16 protein-coding genes and 3 pseudogenes are annotated in these 18,416 nt (G+C 60.6%); all 19 read left to right on the top strand.

All coding sequences use genetic code 11. The features are described 5' to 3' along the window. The first annotated feature begins 485 nt into the window (after positions 1–485). The 19 genes and pseudogenes from SO180_RS36415 (at position 486) to SO180_RS36325 (ending at position 18,247) form a co-directional block, all read left to right on the top strand. Positions 486–1,811 (top strand): annotated as a pseudogene (locus SO180_RS36415) (DUF3422 family protein). A 1,362-nt stretch (positions 1,812–3,173) separates the two neighbouring features. After that, positions 3,174–3,440 carry a hypothetical protein gene (locus SO180_RS36410; RefSeq protein WP_449383628.1) on the top strand — a complete coding sequence of 89 codons (267 nt, stop codon included), beginning with the start codon at positions 3,174–3,176 and terminating at the stop codon, positions 3,438–3,440. A gap of 269 nt (positions 3,441–3,709) precedes the next feature. Next, positions 3,710–4,801, top strand: a complete 1,092-nt coding sequence (locus SO180_RS36405; RefSeq protein ID WP_449383627.1) for a hydrogenase small subunit — start codon at positions 3,710–3,712, stop codon at positions 4,799–4,801. Positions 4,802–4,822: 21 nt separating this feature from the next. Then, entirely contained in the window at positions 4,823–6,613 is a 1,791-nt protein-coding gene (locus tag SO180_RS36400) for a nickel-dependent hydrogenase large subunit (protein ID WP_449383626.1), read from the top strand. Positions 6,614–6,629: 16 nt separating this feature from the next. Further along, positions 6,630–7,367, top strand: a pseudogene (gene cybH / locus SO180_RS36395) (Ni/Fe-hydrogenase, b-type cytochrome subunit); the annotation flags it as partial. A gap of 9 nt (positions 7,368–7,376) precedes the next feature. Further along, positions 7,377–7,964: a HyaD/HybD family hydrogenase maturation endopeptidase gene (locus tag SO180_RS36390; RefSeq protein ID WP_449383641.1), complete on the top strand. Its 588-nt coding sequence runs from the start codon at positions 7,377–7,379 to the stop codon at positions 7,962–7,964. Between the two features lie 20 nt (positions 7,965–7,984). Beyond that, positions 7,985–8,272 (top strand): annotated as a pseudogene (locus SO180_RS36385) (HypC/HybG/HupF family hydrogenase formation chaperone); the annotation flags it as partial. 184 nt (positions 8,273–8,456) lie between these two features. Next, complete coding sequence (locus tag SO180_RS36380; RefSeq protein WP_449383625.1) at positions 8,457–8,789, top strand: thioredoxin domain-containing protein; 333 nt, start codon at positions 8,457–8,459, stop codon at positions 8,787–8,789. After that, positions 8,786–9,637 carry a hydrogenase expression/formation protein gene (locus SO180_RS36375; protein WP_449383624.1) on the top strand — a complete coding sequence of 284 codons (852 nt, stop codon included), beginning with the start codon at positions 8,786–8,788 and terminating at the stop codon, positions 9,635–9,637. Before SO180_RS36380 ends, SO180_RS36375 begins: the two co-directional genes overlap by 4 nt. Further along, positions 9,634–9,846: a rubredoxin gene (locus tag SO180_RS36370; RefSeq protein ID WP_449383623.1), complete on the top strand. Its 213-nt coding sequence runs from the start codon at positions 9,634–9,636 to the stop codon at positions 9,844–9,846. The genes SO180_RS36375 and SO180_RS36370 overlap by 4 nt, the downstream gene beginning before the upstream one ends. After that, positions 9,843–10,268, top strand: coding sequence for a [NiFe]-hydrogenase assembly chaperone HybE (hybE, locus tag SO180_RS36365; protein ID WP_449383622.1), 426 nt, complete (start codon positions 9,843–9,845; stop codon positions 10,266–10,268). The genes SO180_RS36370 and hybE overlap by 4 nt, the downstream gene beginning before the upstream one ends. 19 nt (positions 10,269–10,287) lie before the next feature. Then, positions 10,288–11,367, top strand: a complete 1,080-nt coding sequence (locus tag SO180_RS36360) for a nickel-dependent hydrogenase large subunit (protein ID WP_449383621.1) — start codon at positions 10,288–10,290, stop codon at positions 11,365–11,367. After that, entirely contained in the window at positions 11,360–11,701 is a 342-nt protein-coding gene (gene hypA / locus SO180_RS36355) for a hydrogenase maturation nickel metallochaperone HypA (protein ID WP_449383620.1), read from the top strand. The genes SO180_RS36360 and hypA overlap by 8 nt, the downstream gene beginning before the upstream one ends. Further along, complete coding sequence (hypB, locus tag SO180_RS36350; protein WP_449383640.1) at positions 11,701–12,591, top strand: hydrogenase nickel incorporation protein HypB; 891 nt, start codon at positions 11,701–11,703, stop codon at positions 12,589–12,591. Before hypA ends, hypB begins: the two co-directional genes overlap by 1 nt. Further along, positions 12,588–14,849 carry a carbamoyltransferase HypF gene (gene hypF, locus SO180_RS36345; protein WP_449383619.1) on the top strand — a complete coding sequence of 754 codons (2,262 nt, stop codon included), beginning with the start codon at positions 12,588–12,590 and terminating at the stop codon, positions 14,847–14,849. The genes hypB and hypF overlap by 4 nt, the downstream gene beginning before the upstream one ends. After that, positions 14,849–15,085 (top strand): HypC/HybG/HupF family hydrogenase formation chaperone, encoded by a 237-nt coding sequence (locus tag SO180_RS36340; protein WP_449383618.1) that lies wholly within the window; start codon positions 14,849–14,851, stop codon positions 15,083–15,085. The genes hypF and SO180_RS36340 overlap by 1 nt, the downstream gene beginning before the upstream one ends. Then, a complete protein-coding gene (gene hypD / locus SO180_RS36335; RefSeq protein ID WP_449383617.1) occupies positions 15,082–16,224 on the top strand; it encodes a hydrogenase formation protein HypD in 1,143 nt (380 codons plus the stop codon). Before SO180_RS36340 ends, hypD begins: the two co-directional genes overlap by 4 nt. Beyond that, positions 16,221–17,261, top strand: a complete 1,041-nt coding sequence (gene hypE / locus SO180_RS36330) for a hydrogenase expression/formation protein HypE (RefSeq protein ID WP_449383616.1) — start codon at positions 16,221–16,223, stop codon at positions 17,259–17,261. Before hypD ends, hypE begins: the two co-directional genes overlap by 4 nt. A gap of 755 nt (positions 17,262–18,016) precedes the next feature. Continuing rightward, positions 18,017–18,247 (top strand): DUF3551 domain-containing protein, encoded by a 231-nt coding sequence (locus SO180_RS36325; RefSeq protein WP_449383639.1) that lies wholly within the window; start codon positions 18,017–18,019, stop codon positions 18,245–18,247. Positions 18,248–18,416 lie beyond the last annotated feature (169 nt).

Below are 18,416 nucleotides of genomic sequence, written 5' to 3'. Positions count from 1 at the left end.
AACTCGCTGGTTCAGCAAGTTGACGATCGTGACGCAATTCTGCGAACATCATATGGAAGAGATACTTAGGTCGGCGTACGTGCACGGCGCTCATAATCTCCGCGTGGCCTTTAAGACATCAAGATGGTCGTGACCGTGTTCAGCTCTTCGACCGATTGCTTGGGTGACACAGCTCCAAAACATCCCGCGTGTGGCTGTCCGACGCTGAACGTGCGATCTCATTAATTCACGGTCGCCAGACGTTGCGTTGGCCCGCAAAGGCCAAACGCGTGTTCGTCTGTATTTCACTGGCCCAAATCCTGCACTGCACAAATGCGAAATGCCGCGGCTTGCGCAACGGAGGCGCATTTGAGTCTCGATCCGCCAAAACGACCGTGTGGTGGCGGCTTCACTGCTGGCGAACACCGGTGGCGCTTGTGCGCGGGCGCACCCGGTTTCTGGCGCCGGACGTGCCGACCGCGGTGATGCGGACTCTGGAGATCTCGATGGTCAATCAATTGGATTTGGCGTCGTTCAAGCTGCACCCTGAGCGGGAGGCTGTGCTCGGCGAAGTGCATGCGCGCCCGTTTACGGGTCTCGTTTCGTCTCTCGGCATGGTCCGCTTCGTGTTTCTAGCAAAGGGAGACGATGCCGCAGGCGATCGCCGCCGGTTTGTCGATTTCTGTCGGGAGCACAAGGTACCCCCGCCGGAGCCGTCCGCGAAACATCATCAGATCGGGTTCGGGCCAGTGGTGCTAAGGTGGGAGCAGCATTCGGAATTTGCGACTTTCACATGGATATGGAGTACCGCGAACAGTTCAGCCGTTCGTGAATTTGGTGACATCCCTAGAAGCGTTCAATCACTGATCCGCGCACTATCGCAGACTGGAGAATTGCTCGCCGCGATCAAGTTAGAGGCAGAGCGGGGGACTTGTCCGACCGAGCGCGCCGAGCAGATTTTTGACAAAAGTAGCCTGGCGATGGTGAACGTCAAAGGCGGAGCAGGCGTTGTGGCCTCGGACTTTCGCGCTGACGACAAAGGTTTCACGAGAATTCTAGTCTACGATCTAGGCTTGACGCCGCACGATCTCGGCGCGCTAGTGCAACGTCTTCTAGAAATCGAAACCTACCGCTCGCTAGCGCTGCTTGGTCTGTCGACCGCGCTTGAGCTGGCGCCGTCGGTCGATCGCATCGATCGCCGTCTCGTCGAAGTGCTCGAGGAGATGCAGGGTGCCGAAGGGCTGAAAGTCAACAACCATCTACTTGAGGAACTGACGGCGTTAGCCGTATCCTTCGAACGGGACGTCGCCGGAAGTCTGACCCGTTTCGGTGCCAGCAGAGCATATAATGAGCTGGTGCAATCGCGCCTGTCGATTGTTGAAGGCAAGGACGTCGCGGACTATCCGACATGGTCGTCCTTCCTGGGACGTCGTATGGCGCCTGCGATACGAACCTGTGCGACCATGGAAGAGCGTCAGGCCAATCTATCGGACAAGCTGGCTCGCGCTGCCGATCTCTTGCGAACGCGCGTCGACGTCGAAATCGAGCAATAGAATCGCGATCTGTTGCACTCGATCAACGAGCGTACGAGACAGCAACTTCGGCTGCAGTCCACGGTCGAAGGCTTGTCAGTTGGGGCGATCGGATACTATGTGGTCAGCCTGTTTGCCTATCTCGCCAAGGGCGCGCAGGATGTCGGACTGCATGTAGAGCCCGCGTCCGTGACCGCGGCCTTCGTGCCGATTGCCGTCGGCGTGATCTGGCTCGTCAGTTACAATATTCGAAAGCGGCACCTCAAGCCCGATGACGCATCGTCCAGAGGAGGCAAATAAGCTTTCATGGCAAAGCGCATCGACACAAAATCTCGCTGTGCGCGTGAGGCGCGCCAAAGGGCGTGTTTCAATCTCGCGTTGGCGCCCGTGTGGCGCGCCTTTGCGTAGTCTGCAGTTGTGAAAGTCGATTATTCGGCGAGCTTCGGCCGGTAGCATGAGATACCTTTTCTCTTATCGGCGAGGCAACGGCAGACGATCGCCTGCAGGAGTTCTCGATTTCGGACTCAACTTGATTAGATCGGATAGCTCGGCCTCGCTGATCCATGGCGATCCAACAAGTCCCTCTCGCGGGTCAACATCTAGCAAGTTTATTCCCGAGCTGTCCCGAGCGGTGCCGCTTAATAAGGTCGGCGTTTGCACGGCTTCGCGGGAGTGAGGCCTGCCAGAGCCCTCATGGTCGCCGGGGCCGCGGGCCTAGCTATCCGCCGGCTTGGTAATACCTCGCCGGACGACGACGGAATCAATGGGATTGATCGCAGTTGCCCCTTATGAATCAACGCCGGATGACGACCATAGGCCGCGCGAGGCGGCGTAGGTCGATGCGTATCAAGCTTCTGCATGTGTATATCGATAATGACCGAGGAAGAACATAGCTCATCGCGCAGCGGCAGTTGCGCGGTCGCCGACGAGTATTGTCATGAACATGACGACGTTCTGTATTGTCCTGGATACGACAGGTCGACGAAGCAGTCAAACAGCGGCGGCTGTTGTTCTGTAGGAGCGCGGCAACTTCGAGCGGTTCATCTCCTCCGCGTTCACTCTATCAGACGGAGCGATGTTCGTTTTGTTACTGAATTGTCCAAGAACGACTGAGGGGAGCGCGTCAACGCGGGTGAAGGAGCGGGCTCAGCCGGGCCATGCGAAGATAAAGCTGAAATCTGTGCTCTGGGTTTGCACGAAGGGGCACGTTCAAGATCATCGTACGAGTGAAGAACGGCGCCCCGACAGAAGTTGAGGACACGAACTTGGATTTCAAATTGTGGCCAATATTGCCGCAAGGAAAGAGCGACCGAACAGAAATGTATCACTGAAAATCGTCGACAAAGCCCAGCTGAGATCGCTCTGATCTTGATGAACCTATCGCAATCGGTGCGAATACTTGGAACATACGCGTTGACGTCAGCTGCAATTCAAGCGCCCTCGAGCGCGCTTTTCGCAGAAGAACCTTGCAGTAGATGTAGGCTCGGCTCGGCACACCACTTGCTTTGTTCAACATAGCATCACCAGGCCCCCCCGGTGGTGTAGGGGCGGGCTCGGCGTGATTCCAGGTCCAGGCGTCGGGGCCGCCCCGCGGGTTTTTCTACACTCCACCGTCGGGAGGCGATGTGAAAGCGTATGTTGGGATGCGGGCGTTGGCCGCCCTTGCGCGACGACGAAGGAAAGTCGTCGTCAGACGGCGAGCCCGGCGGCGACAAGTACGTTAAAAATGCGGACGGAACATATGCCTACGTGGGCCGCAGCGACGACATGGTCAAGGTCAGTGGAATCTATGTGAGCCCGTTCGAAGTTATTTCGACGCTTGTTCAATATCCAGCCGTTCTCGAAGCCGCCGTGATCGCCGTGCCGGACGCGGAAGGTCTGACCAAGAAAGGTATTGGTCGTATTGAAGCCGGAGCCCGCAACGAATGAGTGAAGGCCTTCGTCAAGGCCGTCTTGCGCCGCACAAGTACCCGCGGATCATCCAGTATGTCGATGAACCGCCGAACGGAGACTGGAAGAATCCTCCGCTTCAGGCTGAGAGAAGGTGGTCGTCTAGGCGGCCCGGCTCGTGAAGTCATCGCCAAGAGCGCTCGTGATCGCCAGATTGGAAACGATGGTGCTCGCGCAACTGAGGGGTTGGCCCGCTTCTTGCTGCCCGTGCGTCCATCGATAGGTCAAAGCAGAAGACGGGAGGGGCCATGGGCGCGGCGGCGGAAACGTTCTACAGCGTGATCAGGCGACAGGGCATCACGCGTCGAAGCTTTCACAAATTCTGCGCCCTGACGGCGACGAGCCTCGGGCTTGGACCGCTGGCGGCTAGCCGCATTGCAACTGCGCTCGAAACAAAGCCACGAATGCCGGTGATCTGGATGCACGGGCTCGAATGCACCTGCTGCTCGGAGAGCTTCATCCGCTCTGCCCATCCCCTCGTGAAGGATGTCATTCTGTCGATGATCTCGCTGGATTATGACGACACCATTATGGCCGCAGCCGGACATCAGGCCGAGGCGATCCTCGAGGATACCCGCGCCAAGTACAGCGGCCGATATGTGCTCGCGGTTGAAGGTAATCCGCCGCTGAACGAGGGCGGCATGTTCTGCATCCACGGCGGCAAGCCGTTTGTCGAGAAACTGAAGACGATGGCCGAGGACGCGATGGCGATCATTGCCTGGGGTACCTGCGCCTCCTGGGGCTGTGTGCAAGCGGCCAGGCCTAATCCGACGCAGGCGACCCCGATCGACAGGGTCATAAACAACAAGCCGGTCATCAAAGTACCGGGATGCCCGCCGATTGCGGAGGTGATGACCGGCATCGTCACCTTCATCACCACCTTCGGCAAATTGCCGGAGCTCGATCGCCATGGCCGGCCAAAGATGTTCTATTCGCAGCGCGTCCACGACAAGTGCTACCGGAGGTCGCATTTTAACGCAGGCCAGTTCGTCGAAGAATGGGACGATGAGGCGGCGCGCAAAGGATATTGCCTGTATAAGATAGGCTGCAAGGGACCGACCACCTACAACGCCTGCTCGACGGTGCGCTGGAACGGCGGGATCTCCTTCCCGATCCAGTCCGGACACGGCTGCATCGGCTGCTCGGAAGACGGCTTCTGGGACAAGGGGTCGTTCTACGACCGCCTCACCAACATCAAGCAGTTCGGCATCGAGAAGAATGCCGACCAGATCGGCATGGCTGCGGCGGGCGCGGTTGGAGCTGCGGTCGCGGCGCATGCGGCTGTGACGGCCGTGAAACAGCTCGCCAGCAAGCGCGAAGACGCAAACCAACATCAATAATCGATCTCACGAAACGCAACGATGGGCATCCAAACACCCAACGGGTTCAAACTCGACGATTCCGGCAAGCGCATCGTCGTCGATCCGCTGACCCGAATCGAAGGACATATGCGGGTCGAGGTCAATGTCGACTCCGACAACGTGATCCGCAACGCGGTCTCCACCGGCACGATGTGGCGCGGCATCGAGACCATCCTGAAGGGGCGCGATCCGCGCGACGCCTGGGCCTTTACCGAGCGGATCTGCGGCGTCTGCACCGGAACGCATGCGCTAACCTCGGTACGCACGGTCGAGAACGCGCTCGGCGTCACCATTCCGGAGAACGCCAACTCGATCCGCAACATCATGCAGCTCTGTCTCCAGATGCATGACCACCTCGTGCACTTTTACCACCTGCATGCACTCGACTGGGTCGACGTGATCTCGGCGCTCAAGGCCGATCCGAAGGCAACATCGGCGCTAGCGCAATCGGTCTCGTCCTGGCCGTTGTCCTCGCCCGGTTACTTCAAGGATCTCCAGATCCGGCTGACGAAGTTCGTCGAGTCCGGCCAGCTCGGACCGTTCAAGAACGGTTATTGGGGCCATGCCGCCTATAAGCTGCCGCCTGAAGCGAACCTGATGGTGTTCGCGCATTATTTGGAAGCGCTCGATTTCCAAAGGGAGATTGTCAAGATCCACACCATCTATGGCGGCAAGAACCCACATCCGAACTGGCTGGTCGGCGGCGTGCCCTGCGCCATCAACGTCGACGGCACCGGTGCGGTCGGTGCCATCAACATGGAGCGGCTCAACCTCGTCTCTTCCGTCGTCGACCGCTGCATCGAGTTCGCCGAAAAGGTCTACTCGCCCGACATCCTCACGATCGGCTCATTCTACAAGGACTGGCTCTATGGCGGGGGCCTCTCCAGCACGAGTGTGATGGCCTATGGTGACATCCCCGAGAACGCCAACGACTATTCCGCGAAGAACCTCAGGGTGCCGCGGGGCGTGATCATCAACGGCAATCTCAATGACGTGCTGCCCATTGACCACGCGGACCCCGAGCAGATTCAGGAGTTCGTCACCCACTCCTGGTACAAATATGCCGACGAGTCCCAGGGGCTGCATCCCTGGGACGGCGTCACGGAGCCAAACTATGTGCTTGGTCGTAACGCCAAGGGCACCAAGACCAACATCAAGGAGCTCGACGAGGGCGGCAAATATTCTTGGATCAAGGCGCCGCGTTGGCGCGGCAATGCGGTCGAAGTCGGGCCGCTCGCCCGCTACATCGTCGGATATGCGCAGAACAACCCCGAGTTCAAGGATCCGACCGAGAAGCTGCTCAAGACACTTGGTCTTCCCGTTACCGCGCTGTTCTCCACGCTCGGCCGCACCGCGGCACGCGCGCTGGAATGCGAATGGGCAGCGCGACAGATGCGCTACTTCCAGGACAAGCTAGTCGCGCGCATTAAAGCCGGTGACTCCTCGACGGCAAATGTCGACAAGTGGAAGCCGGAGAGCTGGCCGAAGGAGGCCAAGGGCTTTGGTTTCGCGGAGGCCCCGCGCGGGGCGCTCGCGCATTGGATCAAGATCAAGGAAACAAGAATCGACAACTACCAGTGCGTGGTGCCGACCACCTGGAACGGCTCACCGCGAGATCCCAAGGGCAATATCGGCGCTTTTGAAGCCTCGCTCGTGGATACGCCGATGGCGAATCTGGAGCAGCCGCTAGAGATCCTGCGCACCATCCACTCCTTCGATCCGTGCCTTGCCTGTTCGACGCACGTGATGTCGCCAGATGGCCGCGAAATGGCGACGGTCAAGGCCCGGTAAGGGAGAAAGGAACGCCATGAAGGATGCAGTTGCGCGCCCCGCGGAAACCGAGCGGGACCTTGTTGCGATCGCGACCGATGCCGCCGGCGAGCAGACCGTCACCCGGGCCGTCTATGTCTACGAAGCGCCGGTGCGGATCTGGCATTGGGTGAATGCGTTATCGATTCTCGCGTTGATGGTAACCGGCTATCTGATCGGAGCACCGCTCCCAACGATCGCGCGCGAGACGTCCCAAAACTTCGCGATGGGCTATATCCGCTTTGCGCATTTCGCGGCGGGGCAGGTGCTCGCGGTATTCTTTCTCGCCCGCATCCTGTGGGCCTTCGCCGGCAACTACCAGTCCCGGCAGATATTCTTCATTCCGATGCATCGCAAGCAGTTTTGGAAGGACGTGCTGCACGAGATCCGCTGGTACGCCTTCCTGGAGCGCGAGCCGAAGATGTATGTCGGCCATAATCCCCTGGCGCACATCGCGATGTTCTCGGGCTTCACGTTGGTCGCGGCCTTCATGATTGTCACGGGCTTTGCCCTGTATTCGGAAGGAGCCGGGAACGACAGCTGGCAGCACAAGCTGTTCGGCTGGGTCTTCGCGGTCTGGCCGAACGGCCAGGACGTACATACTTGGCACCATCTGGGCATGTGGGCGCTGGTCATATTCTTGATCGTCCACATCTATGCTGTCATTCGCGAAGACATCATGTCGCGCCAGAGCATCATCTCCTCGATGATCTCGGGTGTACGTCAGCGCCGTGACTCTTGGGCGATCAGGCCGAGGCCGGCATGTCAACAGCCAAGGCGCGTCCTAGTGCTCGGTATCGGTAACATTCTTTGGGCAGATGAAGGCTTTGGGGTGCGAGCCGTGGAAGAATTTCATCGCCGCTATGCCGTGCCGGACAACGTCACCATTCTGGACGGCGGTACGCAGGGGCTTCAGCTCGTGAACTACCTTCAGGAATCTGACTGCCTGATCGTATTCGACGCGATCGATTATGGCCTTAAGCCCGGAGAGTTAAAGCTCGTGCGCGACAAGGAAGTGCCGCGCTTCACCGGCGCTAGGAAGATGAGTCTGCATCATACCACTTTTCAGGAAGTTATCAGTGCAACTGATCTCCTTGGACAATGCCCGAAAGATCTCGTGCTGATCGGCTGTCAGCCGCTCGACCTCGAGGACTGGGGTGGCCCCCTGACACCTGCGGTACGCAATCAGATCGCTCCTGCGGTCGAAGTTGCCTGCAAAATCCTAGCCGAGTGGGGCGTGGAGGTAACGCCACGCACCGCACCGTTACGTGAATCCGAGTGGTTGCTCGCCAACGGTATCGATCACCTTCATTACGAGACGAGGCGGACCTGAAGCTGTCGGAGACATCGCGGATGTGTCTTGGTTTGCCAATGACGGTCATTGAAACCGACGGCATCTCGGCGCTTTGCGAGTTTCGCGGCGTACGGCGGCGTGTCTCGGTGCTCTTGCTCTCCAATCCGCCGACCCATGCCAAGGTGCTGGTCTGTCTCGATACTGCAATTCGGCTTCTGGACGATGAAGAGGCGAGGCTGATTGCCGATGCGATTGAAGGCATCGACGCAGCGCTCAATGGTGAGAATTGCGACAGCTTTTTCGCCGACCTGGTCGGCCGCGAGCCGATCCTGCCCGAGCATCTCCGGATCGACCTGACCAATGACCATCTTCGGCATTCCAGGACGAGCCTCACGACAAGCACCGGCTTGATGGAGACTGTCGCGAAGTTGGAAGACAAGTCTCCGTTCCAGAAAGATGACTCTCAACCGTCCATGACAAGCGCCCCTTCATCTGAAAACGCGGCGTCGTATGCATAGGAGAATATCTGACTTGTCGTCAGCGAGGGAGCACGCAAGCCTTGCGGAAGCGACCGACGTTGCCGTCGTTCGGCCCGAGTTGATCAATGAGTTTCAGGGGCCGCTGCGTGGCGAGGTGATCGCGCGAGAGGCCGCGAGTGCGCTTGCTCAGCGTTTTGTCGTACGCACTCATCTGATGCTGATTTTGTTCGCCAGGAAGAAGATACCTGGGCTGATCGCAAAAATCCGGGATCGGTCGATCTATTTCGACCGCATCTCCGCGCCCGTGAGCCGACCGCGCAGGAGCACCGTCGTAGTCGTAGAAACCGTCGTCCCCTACCCTAGATTACAGGGTGTCGAAGTATGAAGGTGGGCTTCTGTACAGCACTCGACCATGCGAAGCGGCCGATCTACGGCGAGGAGAGGCTCGAGGCGGCGGGCGGCCGCCTGACCGCAGCGGGCGCTTTGGCGAAGCTTGCGTCACTCGATAGTGCGGAGCTGGCTAGGAGCTGCCCGAACGCGGTCGAGCTGTTGTCGAAGGTCGCCGCCACCATCGCCAGCCAAAAGACCGATGTGCCGACACGATTGTTTCGACTCGGCGATCTCAACGATCTCGAACGCAAGCTGATTGCGGATGTGATCGGCGAAGGCGAGGTGGCCGGCGTCGTCGCACTGCCGGACGGATCGCTGGCGCAAATCCAGGAATCGGTGCTGGCCGGGATCTGGCGCGTGCGGCTCGATACGAACGAGGCATCCGAATATCTCGAGGTCGGCGCCATCCCCGAGATCGTCAAACGGACGGCTATCGATCTGACGGCTGTGAATTTCGAGATCGGGCACGCGCCGGAAGGGGCGATGAACGTGCTGCCGGTGCTCGCCGAAATCCGCGAGCGCGCGCTGGCCTGGCGCCCCGGCATCCGCTCACAAGTCATCAATTTCACGCTGCTGCCAATGAGCCCGTTCGATATGAGCTTCCTCCAGGAGACCCTCAAGAACGGACCGATCCAGCTCGTCTCGCGCGGCTACGGCACCTGTCGCGTGCTTGCGACCGGAATCCGCAATGTCTGGTCGGTGCAGTTCTTTAATGCCGTGGACGCGATCATCGTCGACACGCTCGAGGTGGGCAGCGTGCCGGTGGTCACGATTGCCGCCGACGAGGATTTTCAGGATTCCGCCGCGCGCTTGGAGGAAATAATTGAGGCCTATTTCAAATGAACGGGTTCGAGAATCTTGCCGTGCGCCAGGAAGTTGCCGACGGCACGCGGCTGGAATGCGGCATCCGCTGGACGGTCTATGGTCCCGCCCACGGCAACGAGTTTGTGCAGGTAACGCCCGGCACGCCCTTCGCGGCGTTGCCGGAGGACTGGCACTGTCGCAATCGTGACGCCCCCAAAAATGCAAGCTCATGGGCGATCGAGTCATGATGTTTGACGCAGTAACCGCCACCAGTGAAGTCGACGCGGTGGCGCGGGGTAAGCGGTTGGCAGACGCGCCTAGCGCTTCGCCGATCGGATTTCGCCTGGTTAACCGCACGATCCTTGGCATCATGTGCCCTCTTGTCGTGGTTCCCGCGGGCGAAATTGCGCGGGAAGTCGCCGGCTCGACGCTGCGTGTCCGCTTTTCTGCCGGCAATATCGAATTCTCCTCCGGCGAGGTCGCCGACATCGACCGGATCGCGAGCTGCTCGCTGCTCTCGCCGATGTTCGCCGTCACCGACGTGGCGTCGGTACCGGCGGAAGCCGCCCTGGCCGAGCCGATGCTGCGGCCCGACGGCGAGGAGGCGGTCCGTCGCAGCGCCTTCGCAACAAACGCGTCGATCGGCGTAACGTCCTGCGTGGTGCTCTGACGGAGTGGCACACATAAGCATGAGCCTGGCCTTCAGCAACGAGATCGACATCACCGTCTGGCTCGCCGGCAGCACCATCGCGGACGTCACGATCCTGCCGCGCAGCCGGCCACCTTTGGCGCGCCTGTTTACGGGAAAGCAGGTCACATCGCTGACGGGCGTGCTGCCGCGGCTGTTCTCGCTCTGCGCGACGGCCCATCAGGTGGCATTCCTATCGGCGGTCGAGGCCGCATATCGCGAACGACCGTCTGCCGAGACGCTCCGGCGCCGTGTCACCGTTGTGGTTGCCGAGCGCCTGACTGAGCTGTTGCGGGGCCTCTTCGTCGGCCGCTTCGCGCTGGATAGCAGAAGTGCCGCCGTCGTTCGTGCCATGATGCTGGCGACGACCGCGCTCGGCGGCAACGAGGAGCCACCGCGTGGCGAGGCCGTGTCGCAGATCAGAGCGTGGCTCAACACATTGGGGATCACGGGCGAGGAACTGGCGCCGACGACCGGCAGCGCGCTGGCCATGCATCTTGCGAGCCTCAAAGGCAATTCGCTGTCGCTTACTATGATCAAGCCGTCGTTCCTGTCGGCGGCCGAGGATCTTGACGTCGTCACGCGGATGCTGGCGGACAGCCCGACCTTCTCCGAGGCTCCCGATCTTCACGGCCGGATTCCGGAGACCGGCGTTTGGGCGCGCCGGGTTATGCGTGGGGCGTGTCTGCCGCGAGACGCCGGTCCCGCCGAGCGCCTGAAGGCGCGGATTTCTGAGATAGTCCGACTTTGCGTTTGGCTTGAGGGCAGCGAGAAAGTGCCGGAAAACGGCGTTATCGAGAGCTATCGCCTCGGCAACGGCAGGGGTGCGGCAGCTGTCGAATGCGCTCGCGGCCGACTTTACCACGCCATTGTTCTCGATGACGAGGATTGCATCGCCCGTTTCGAATTCCTGGCCCCCACTGAATGGAATTTCCATGCGCGCGGGCCGCTGGTCCAGAGTCTGCAAGGCTCGCTGCTGGCCGGCGGCCGGCACGGACAGGACGCGGTGCGCGCCCTCGTCGGCTCGTTCGATCCATGCGTCGATTTCAAACTCGAATTCCGCGAGGTGGACCATGCATGAAATGGCGCTGTGCGAAGGCATCATCGGCATCGTCGAGGAAGAGGCGCGTAAGCGCCCGTTCTCCCGGGTGAAAGTGGTATGCCTCGAGATCGGAGCGCTCAGCCATGTCGCGCCGACGGCTATGACGTTCTCCTTCGAAGCCGCCGCCGCGCGGACCATCGCGCGAGGAGCCAGGCTCGAGATCGTCGAGATGCCCGGAATAGCCTGGTGCATGGCTTGCTCGACGAGCGTCGAGATCAGGCAACGCTATGAGCCGTGTCCTTCCTGCGGCAGCCATCAATTGCAGGTAACCGGGGGGGAAGAAATGCGCGTCAAGGAACTGGAGGTCGACTAATGTGTACGGTTTGCGGCTGCGGTGACGGAAAGTCGGTCGTCGAGCATGCGCATGATCACCATCCTGATCGTGGTCATCATCAACTTTATGGACCTGGCCACGATTTCGATCATCACCATGGTGCGGCCAGTGATCATGGGCATGGCCACGTCGGGCTGCCCGATCGCGGCGCAAATCCGGTTGGCCAGAAGGCGCCCGGCATGAGCAGCGATCGTATCATACAGGTCGAGCGCAATATCCTGAGCAAGAATCAAAGGCTTGCCAACGAGAACCGTGCACGCTTCCATGCCGACAATGTGCTCACGTTCAACCTGGTTTCGAGCCCGGGCGCCGGCAAGACCTCGCTGCTGGTTCGCGCTGTCTGTGAATTGAAAGACAGCTTTCCGATCGGAGTAATTGAGGGCGATCAGCAGACATCGAACGATGCCGAGCGGATCCGCGCAACCGGCGTACAGGCTATCCAGGTCAACACCGGCAAGGGTTGCCATCTCGATGCTGCGATGGTGAACGAGGCCTATGACCGGCTGGCTCGGCTCAACGGCGGCATCCTTTTTATCGAGAATGTCGGCAACCTCGTCTGTCCTGCCGCCTTCGATCTTGGCGAAGCCTGCAAGATCGTGGTGTTATCGACCACCGAGGGTGAAGACAAGCCGCTCAAATATCCGGACATGTTCGCTGTCTCGTGCCTGTTGCTGATCAACAAAATCGATCTTGCCCCCGTGCTCGATTTTGATCTCGCCAGGACCATCGAATACGCGCTGCGGGTTAATCCCAGGCTCGAGGTGCTGACGGTGTCGGCGCGCACCGGTGAAGGGTTCGCGGCATTCTATGCCTGGATCTGCAAGCAAGCGGCGAAGATGACGCCGGTCGATTTGGCCACTGCGGGATGATCGTGCACGGTGAGGCCACGGCTCAGAGCGGACAGCGACTGCGCCTGCATGTGCGCGGCGCCGTGCAGGGCGTCGGCTTTCGTCCATATGTCTACGGCCTCGCCGCACGCTATCACCTCGGCGGCTTCGTCGCTAACGATCCACACGGCGTGGTGATCGAGGTCGAGGGCGAGCGCGTGTCTGATTTCGTCGCCGCGCTGCCGGCGGAAAAGCCGCCGCTCGCGCGGATCGATGAGATTTCCGTCCAGAGCATCGGTGCTGTCTTGAGCGACGAATTCAGCATCCGTGCCAGCGAGCAGGGCAAGGTGTCGACGCGGATGGTCGCGGACGCCGCGACCTGTCCGCAGTGCCTGAGCGAGCTGTTCGATCCCAGCAGCCGCTTCCACCTTTATCCCTTCATCAATTGCACTCATTGCGGGCCGCGCTACACCATCTCCGAGCGGCTACCCTATGATCGCTCGACCACGACGATGAAGCATTTCGCCATGTGCGCGGCCTGCGCAAGCGACTATGCCGATCCCACGAGCCGGCGATTCCATGCCGCGGCGATCGCCTGCCCGCAATGCGGTCCGAGGCTCAGCCATGGCGTGGAGGAGGTCGCAGCCGCGGTCGCCGCGGGCAAGATCGTCGCGATCAAGGGGCTCGGCGGCTATCAGCTCGTCTGCGACGCCCGCGACGATGACGTCGTGCAGTGCCTGCGGCGGCGGAAGCAGCGGGACCAGAAGCCTTTTGCCGTCATGGTCGGCTTCGTGGATGCGGTCTCGGAGATCGCCGAAGCCAATAAGGCTGAGCTTGCCCTGCTGGAATCTACGCCGCGGCCGATCGTGCTGATGACGTCACGCCTTCGGCTTGCACGTGCTATCGCGCCGGAGCTATCGCGAATCGGCGTCATGCTGCCGGTCGCGCCGCTGCAACATCTGGTGTTCCATGCGCTGAATTCGAGGTATCTGCGCAAAGACGGAAGCTGGGTCATGGTGACGACCAGCGCCAATCCTGGTGGCGAGCCGCTTTTGATCGACAACCGGGAGGCAGAACAGCGCCTTGTTGCCATTGCGGATCTCATCGTCACCCATGATCGCGACATCGTAACCCGCGTAGACGATTCCGTTGCGTCGGTTGCGGCAGGACGGACGCAGTTCGTCCGCCGGGCTCGAGGGTATGTTCCCGAACCGGTCCGGCTTGCGCGGTCAGTGCCGCCCGTGCTCGCCGTCGGCGGCGCTTTGAAGTCGACCGTTGCGGTCACGCGCGGCGATGAGGCATTCGTCTCCCAGCACATCGGCGATCTCGACACCCGGCAAGGGATCCGCTTCTTTGAGGAAACGGTGCGGCACCTGACCTCGACACTGGGCGTCGAGCCCGTGGTTATCGCACATGACCAGCATCCCAATATGGCATCGACCCGCTTTGCCCAAGCGAGCGGGCAGCGGCTGATTGCGGTCCAGCATCATCATGCCCATGCTGCCTCGGTGATGGCGGAGCACGGTATCGAGGGATCGGCGCTCGCGCTTGTGCTCGACGGCTTCGGTTATGGAAGCGATGGTGGCAATTGGGGCGGGGAGCTCCTGCTCTGCGAAGGAGCGCGCTTCCAGCGGATCGGACATCTGGCGCCGCTGAAGATGCCTGGTGGCGACCGCGCTGCCCGTGAGCCGTGGCGAATGGCGGCGAGCGTGCTGCATTCCCTGGGGCGCGGCGAGGTGATTCCGCGCCGGTTCGCTAGCCGACCGCAGGCCGAGAGCCTCTCCGCGTTGCTCAACCAATCCGACGTGCCCGTGACGACCAGCGCCGGCCGGCTATTCGACGCTGCGGCAGGACTGCTCGGTCTCTCCTCCGTTCAGAGCTATGAGGGCGAGGCGGCATTGAAGCTGGAGGCCCCCGTGCGCAGCTCCCGCGTTGCGGACGGTGGCTGGGGGATCAAGGATGGCGTGCTGTCAATGCATCCGCTGCTTGATTACCTCAGCGCCAATACGCTCGATCCGACGGAAGGAGCCGAGCTCTTCCACGGCACGTTTGCCGTCGCTTGTGTTGACTGGATCGCGCGTGCGGTGCAGCAGACCGGCCTCACGACCATCACTCTGAGCGGCGGCTGCTTCCTTAATGCCATCCTGGCCCAGCAGATCGAGCGCGGCTGTCTTGCCGCCGGTCTCAAGCCATTGCTTCCACGCCAGGTGCCACCCAATGATGGCGGCCTGAGCCTCGGGCAGGCTTGGATCGCGGCCCTGTCGCTGCTCGAACACCAAGGCCTGGAAGGAAGCGTCTGATGTGTCTCGCCATACCCGCTGAGATCACGAAGCTTCTTGCTGACGACATGGCCGTGGTCTCCATCGACGGCGTTAGCAAGGCGATATCCGTAGCGCTGATCGAGGATATCGCCATTGGCGAATACGTGATCATCCACGTCGGCTACGCTCTGACCAAGATCGATCCGGAAGAAGCGAGACGCACGCTCGACCTTCTGCGCGAGTTCAGCATCGATGTGCAGGGCGCCGCGCAATGAAGTATGTCGACGAGTTTCGCGACAAGGCGATCGCGCTTGGCCTGGCGAAGGCCATCTGCGCCGAGGCCGTTCCGGAAAGAGCCTATCGTTTCATGGAATTTTGCGGCGGCCATACGCATGCGATCTCGCGCTATGGCCTCGAGGACATGCTGCCGAGCAATGTGCGGATGATCCACGGCCCCGGCTGCCCGGTCTGCGTGCTGCCGGCAGGACGGATCGACATGGCGATCCGGCTCGCCGAGCGGCCCGAGGTCATCCTGTGCGTTTATGGCGACCTGATGCGTGTGCCGGGCTCGCAAGGTACTTCACTGCTAAAGGCAAAGGCCCGCGGCGCTGATATCCGCGTGGTCTATTCCACCATCGATGCGATCCGGATCACAGAGGAGAACCCGACCCGCGAGCTCGTGTTCTTCGCCATCGGCTTTGAGACCACGACGCCACCGACGGCCGTCATGATACGTCTGGCCAAAAAAAAGCAGCTTTCGAACTTCAGCGTGTTCTGCAACCACGTGCTGACGCCGCCGGCGATGCAGAACATTCTGGAGAGCCCCGACATCCGCAATATCGGCCGCGTCAATATCGACGGTTTCCTCGGGCCGGCCCACGTCTCGACCATCATCGGTACGGCGCCTTACGAGTTTTTCGCGAAGGAGTTCGGCAAGCCGATCGTGATCGCCGGTTTCGAGCCGCTCGACATGATGCAGGCCATCCTGATGCTGGTCCGGCAAGTCAACGATCATCGCCACGAAGTGGAAAACCAGTATCGCCGCGCGGTGACCCGCGACGGCAATCTGCGCGCCAAAGAGGAGATCTCCAACATTTTCGAGCTGCGAGACCGGTTCGAATGGCGCGGGCTCGGTCAAGTTCCCTACAGCGGGCTGAAGCTGAACCGCGCGTACGCCGTATACGATGCGGAGGTACGCTTCGACATGCGCGAGCTGTGCGTTGCCGACAATCTGGCCTGTGAATGCGGCGCCATTTTGCGCGGGGTGAAGAAGCCGATGGATTGCAAGCTGTTCGGGACGGTCTGCACGCCGGACACGCCGATGGGATCCTGCATGGTCTCCTCCGAAGGCACCTGCTCTGCGCATTGGACCTACGGTCGCTTCCGCGATCATCGGCAGAGACGAGCGTCATGAGAGAACATCAGCGCAAGCTCGATATCAGGAACGGCTGCATCGACCTATCTCACGGCGCCGGCGGCCGTGCGATGGCACAGCTGATTTCGGGGCTGTTCCACGAGGCCTTCGGCAATGAATGGCTGGCACGCGGCAATGATCAGTCGGCCTTCGACGTCAGGGCCGGGCGTATGGTGATGACGACCGATGGCTACGTCGTTTCGCCACTGTTCTTTCCGGGCGGAAATATCGGTTCGCTGGCCGTGCACGGCACGGTCAACGACATCGCAATGGCCGGGGCGCGGCCGCTTTACCTGGCCGCGAGCTTCATCATCGAGGAGGGGTTTTGTTTCTCCGACCTCAAGATGATCGCCGAGTCCATGGGAAAAGCAGCGCGATCGGCCGGCGTCCACATCATCACTGGCGACACCAAGGTAGTCGAGCGCGGCAAGGCCGACGGCCTGTTCATCTCGACAGCTGGCGTCGGTGTGGTGCCTGACGGGCTCGATCTCTCCGCGCAGAACGCGCGCGTCGGAGACCGCGTGCTGATCTCGGGTACGCTCGGCGATCATGGCGTTGCCATCATGTCCAAGCGGCGGAACCTCGCTTTTGACACCGAGATCGTATCGGATTCAGCGGCGTTGGCCGACCTCGTCGTGAAGATGGTTGAGGTCGGAGGTCACGGCATCCGTCTGATGCGCGACCCCACGCGCGGCGGGCTTGCCGCCAGCCTGAACGAGATCGCCCAGCAATCCGACCTCGGATTTCGCTTGCAGGAAGAGGCAATTCCGGTGAAGCCCGGCGTGACCGCTGCTTGTGAGCTTTTGGGGCTCGATCCGCTCCATGTCGCCAATGAAGGCAAGCTGGTTGCGATCGTGTCACCCGAGGTCGCCAATGCCGTGCTCGCTGCCATGCGGGCGCATCCCCTCGGCTCCGATGCCGCCGACATCGGCGAGGCAATTGCCGATAACCACCGTTTCGTACAGATGGCGACCAGCTTTGGCGGCGGCTGCATCGTCGACTGGCTATCGGGCGAGCAACTGCCGCGCATCTGCTGAGGCTCAGGCATGCAAGTTCGGAACGCTGCGGTCGCACAGATCCGGCTAGGGCACGTTGACCGGTGGCATGGATTCGGTCGCGCGGGGCACGAAAGGATCTTGGTGGCGGCCCCGTGCCGCCACCATGATTGCAAATGCCATAATGAAAAGTAGGAGCCTGCGCATTCGAAGAAGTCATTCCGGAAGCTGTATCGAAATTGGGATACTTATAGCATCCTGCGTTGAATAGAGGCCTGAACAATATTAGCACGGAAAGGCCAGGTGTTTGATTGGCCAGCTCCTGCAAAGTTCTCAAACTCGATTCTCGTCGGTCTCGTCGTAAGACGGCAAACCGTCCGCAGATCGCGCAGAAAAACTGCACCTCCTGCCGGCAACAGCAGGATTATTGCGCCGGATTCGAATATAATCATTGATTATCACGCGGTCGACCGGGCAAACCACGGCACCGCCTTCCCTCTTGCTGTGCAATTGAGGGCTAATAAATGAACAATCACGACCTTATTTCCGGTAGCCTGCTGGCGCTGACCGCGACGGGCCTTGCGTTGCTCTGCTCGAGCCTGCTCGCCTTTGTCTTCATTTGAAGTCACAGTAGCGTTTGCGCCATGCGGCTTCAGGTTGGGGCCGGCAAAGGGTGGCTAAGGATTGACTGAGATCAAGAAAACTCAAGTCGGATCCGTTAGCTTCGCCAAAGTTAAGTTAGACAGGAGAGTCCCATGCGCTACTTTCTCTTGTTAGTTGTTATCCTCACAGTCCCCATGCTCGTTGGCTCTGGGTCGCGTTCGATCGCCGCTCCGCGTGATCGTTCGGGATACATGCCCGCCGCTCGACAAGACGTTTATTGCCTGCAAGGGCGCATCTGGGGATATCCGGGCAACTGCCAGTTCTCGAGCTATGGCCAATGCATGGCCAGCGCGTCCGGTACAGACGCTTATTGCGGAATTAATCCGGTCTATGCTTTCGAGCGGCACAGATCACAATCACGCTGATGGATTCGCAAGGCTAGAGAATTAAAACGAATCCTGCGGTGCGCGCTCAAAAACTTGTCGGTCAAGGCGGCAGAGCCGGACTGCATCGGCTGTCCTAGCATTACAGTTGCCGTTTTGTCTTGAGGTGAGCTCGCTGGGCTGCGGCTTGGTGGGCTCTGCGCCAGAGTGA

The organism is Bradyrhizobium sp. UFLA05-112 (assembly GCF_053572325.1).
Note: the sequence above shows the minus strand (reverse complement) of the source record. Positions and strands in the feature narration are given on the sequence as shown.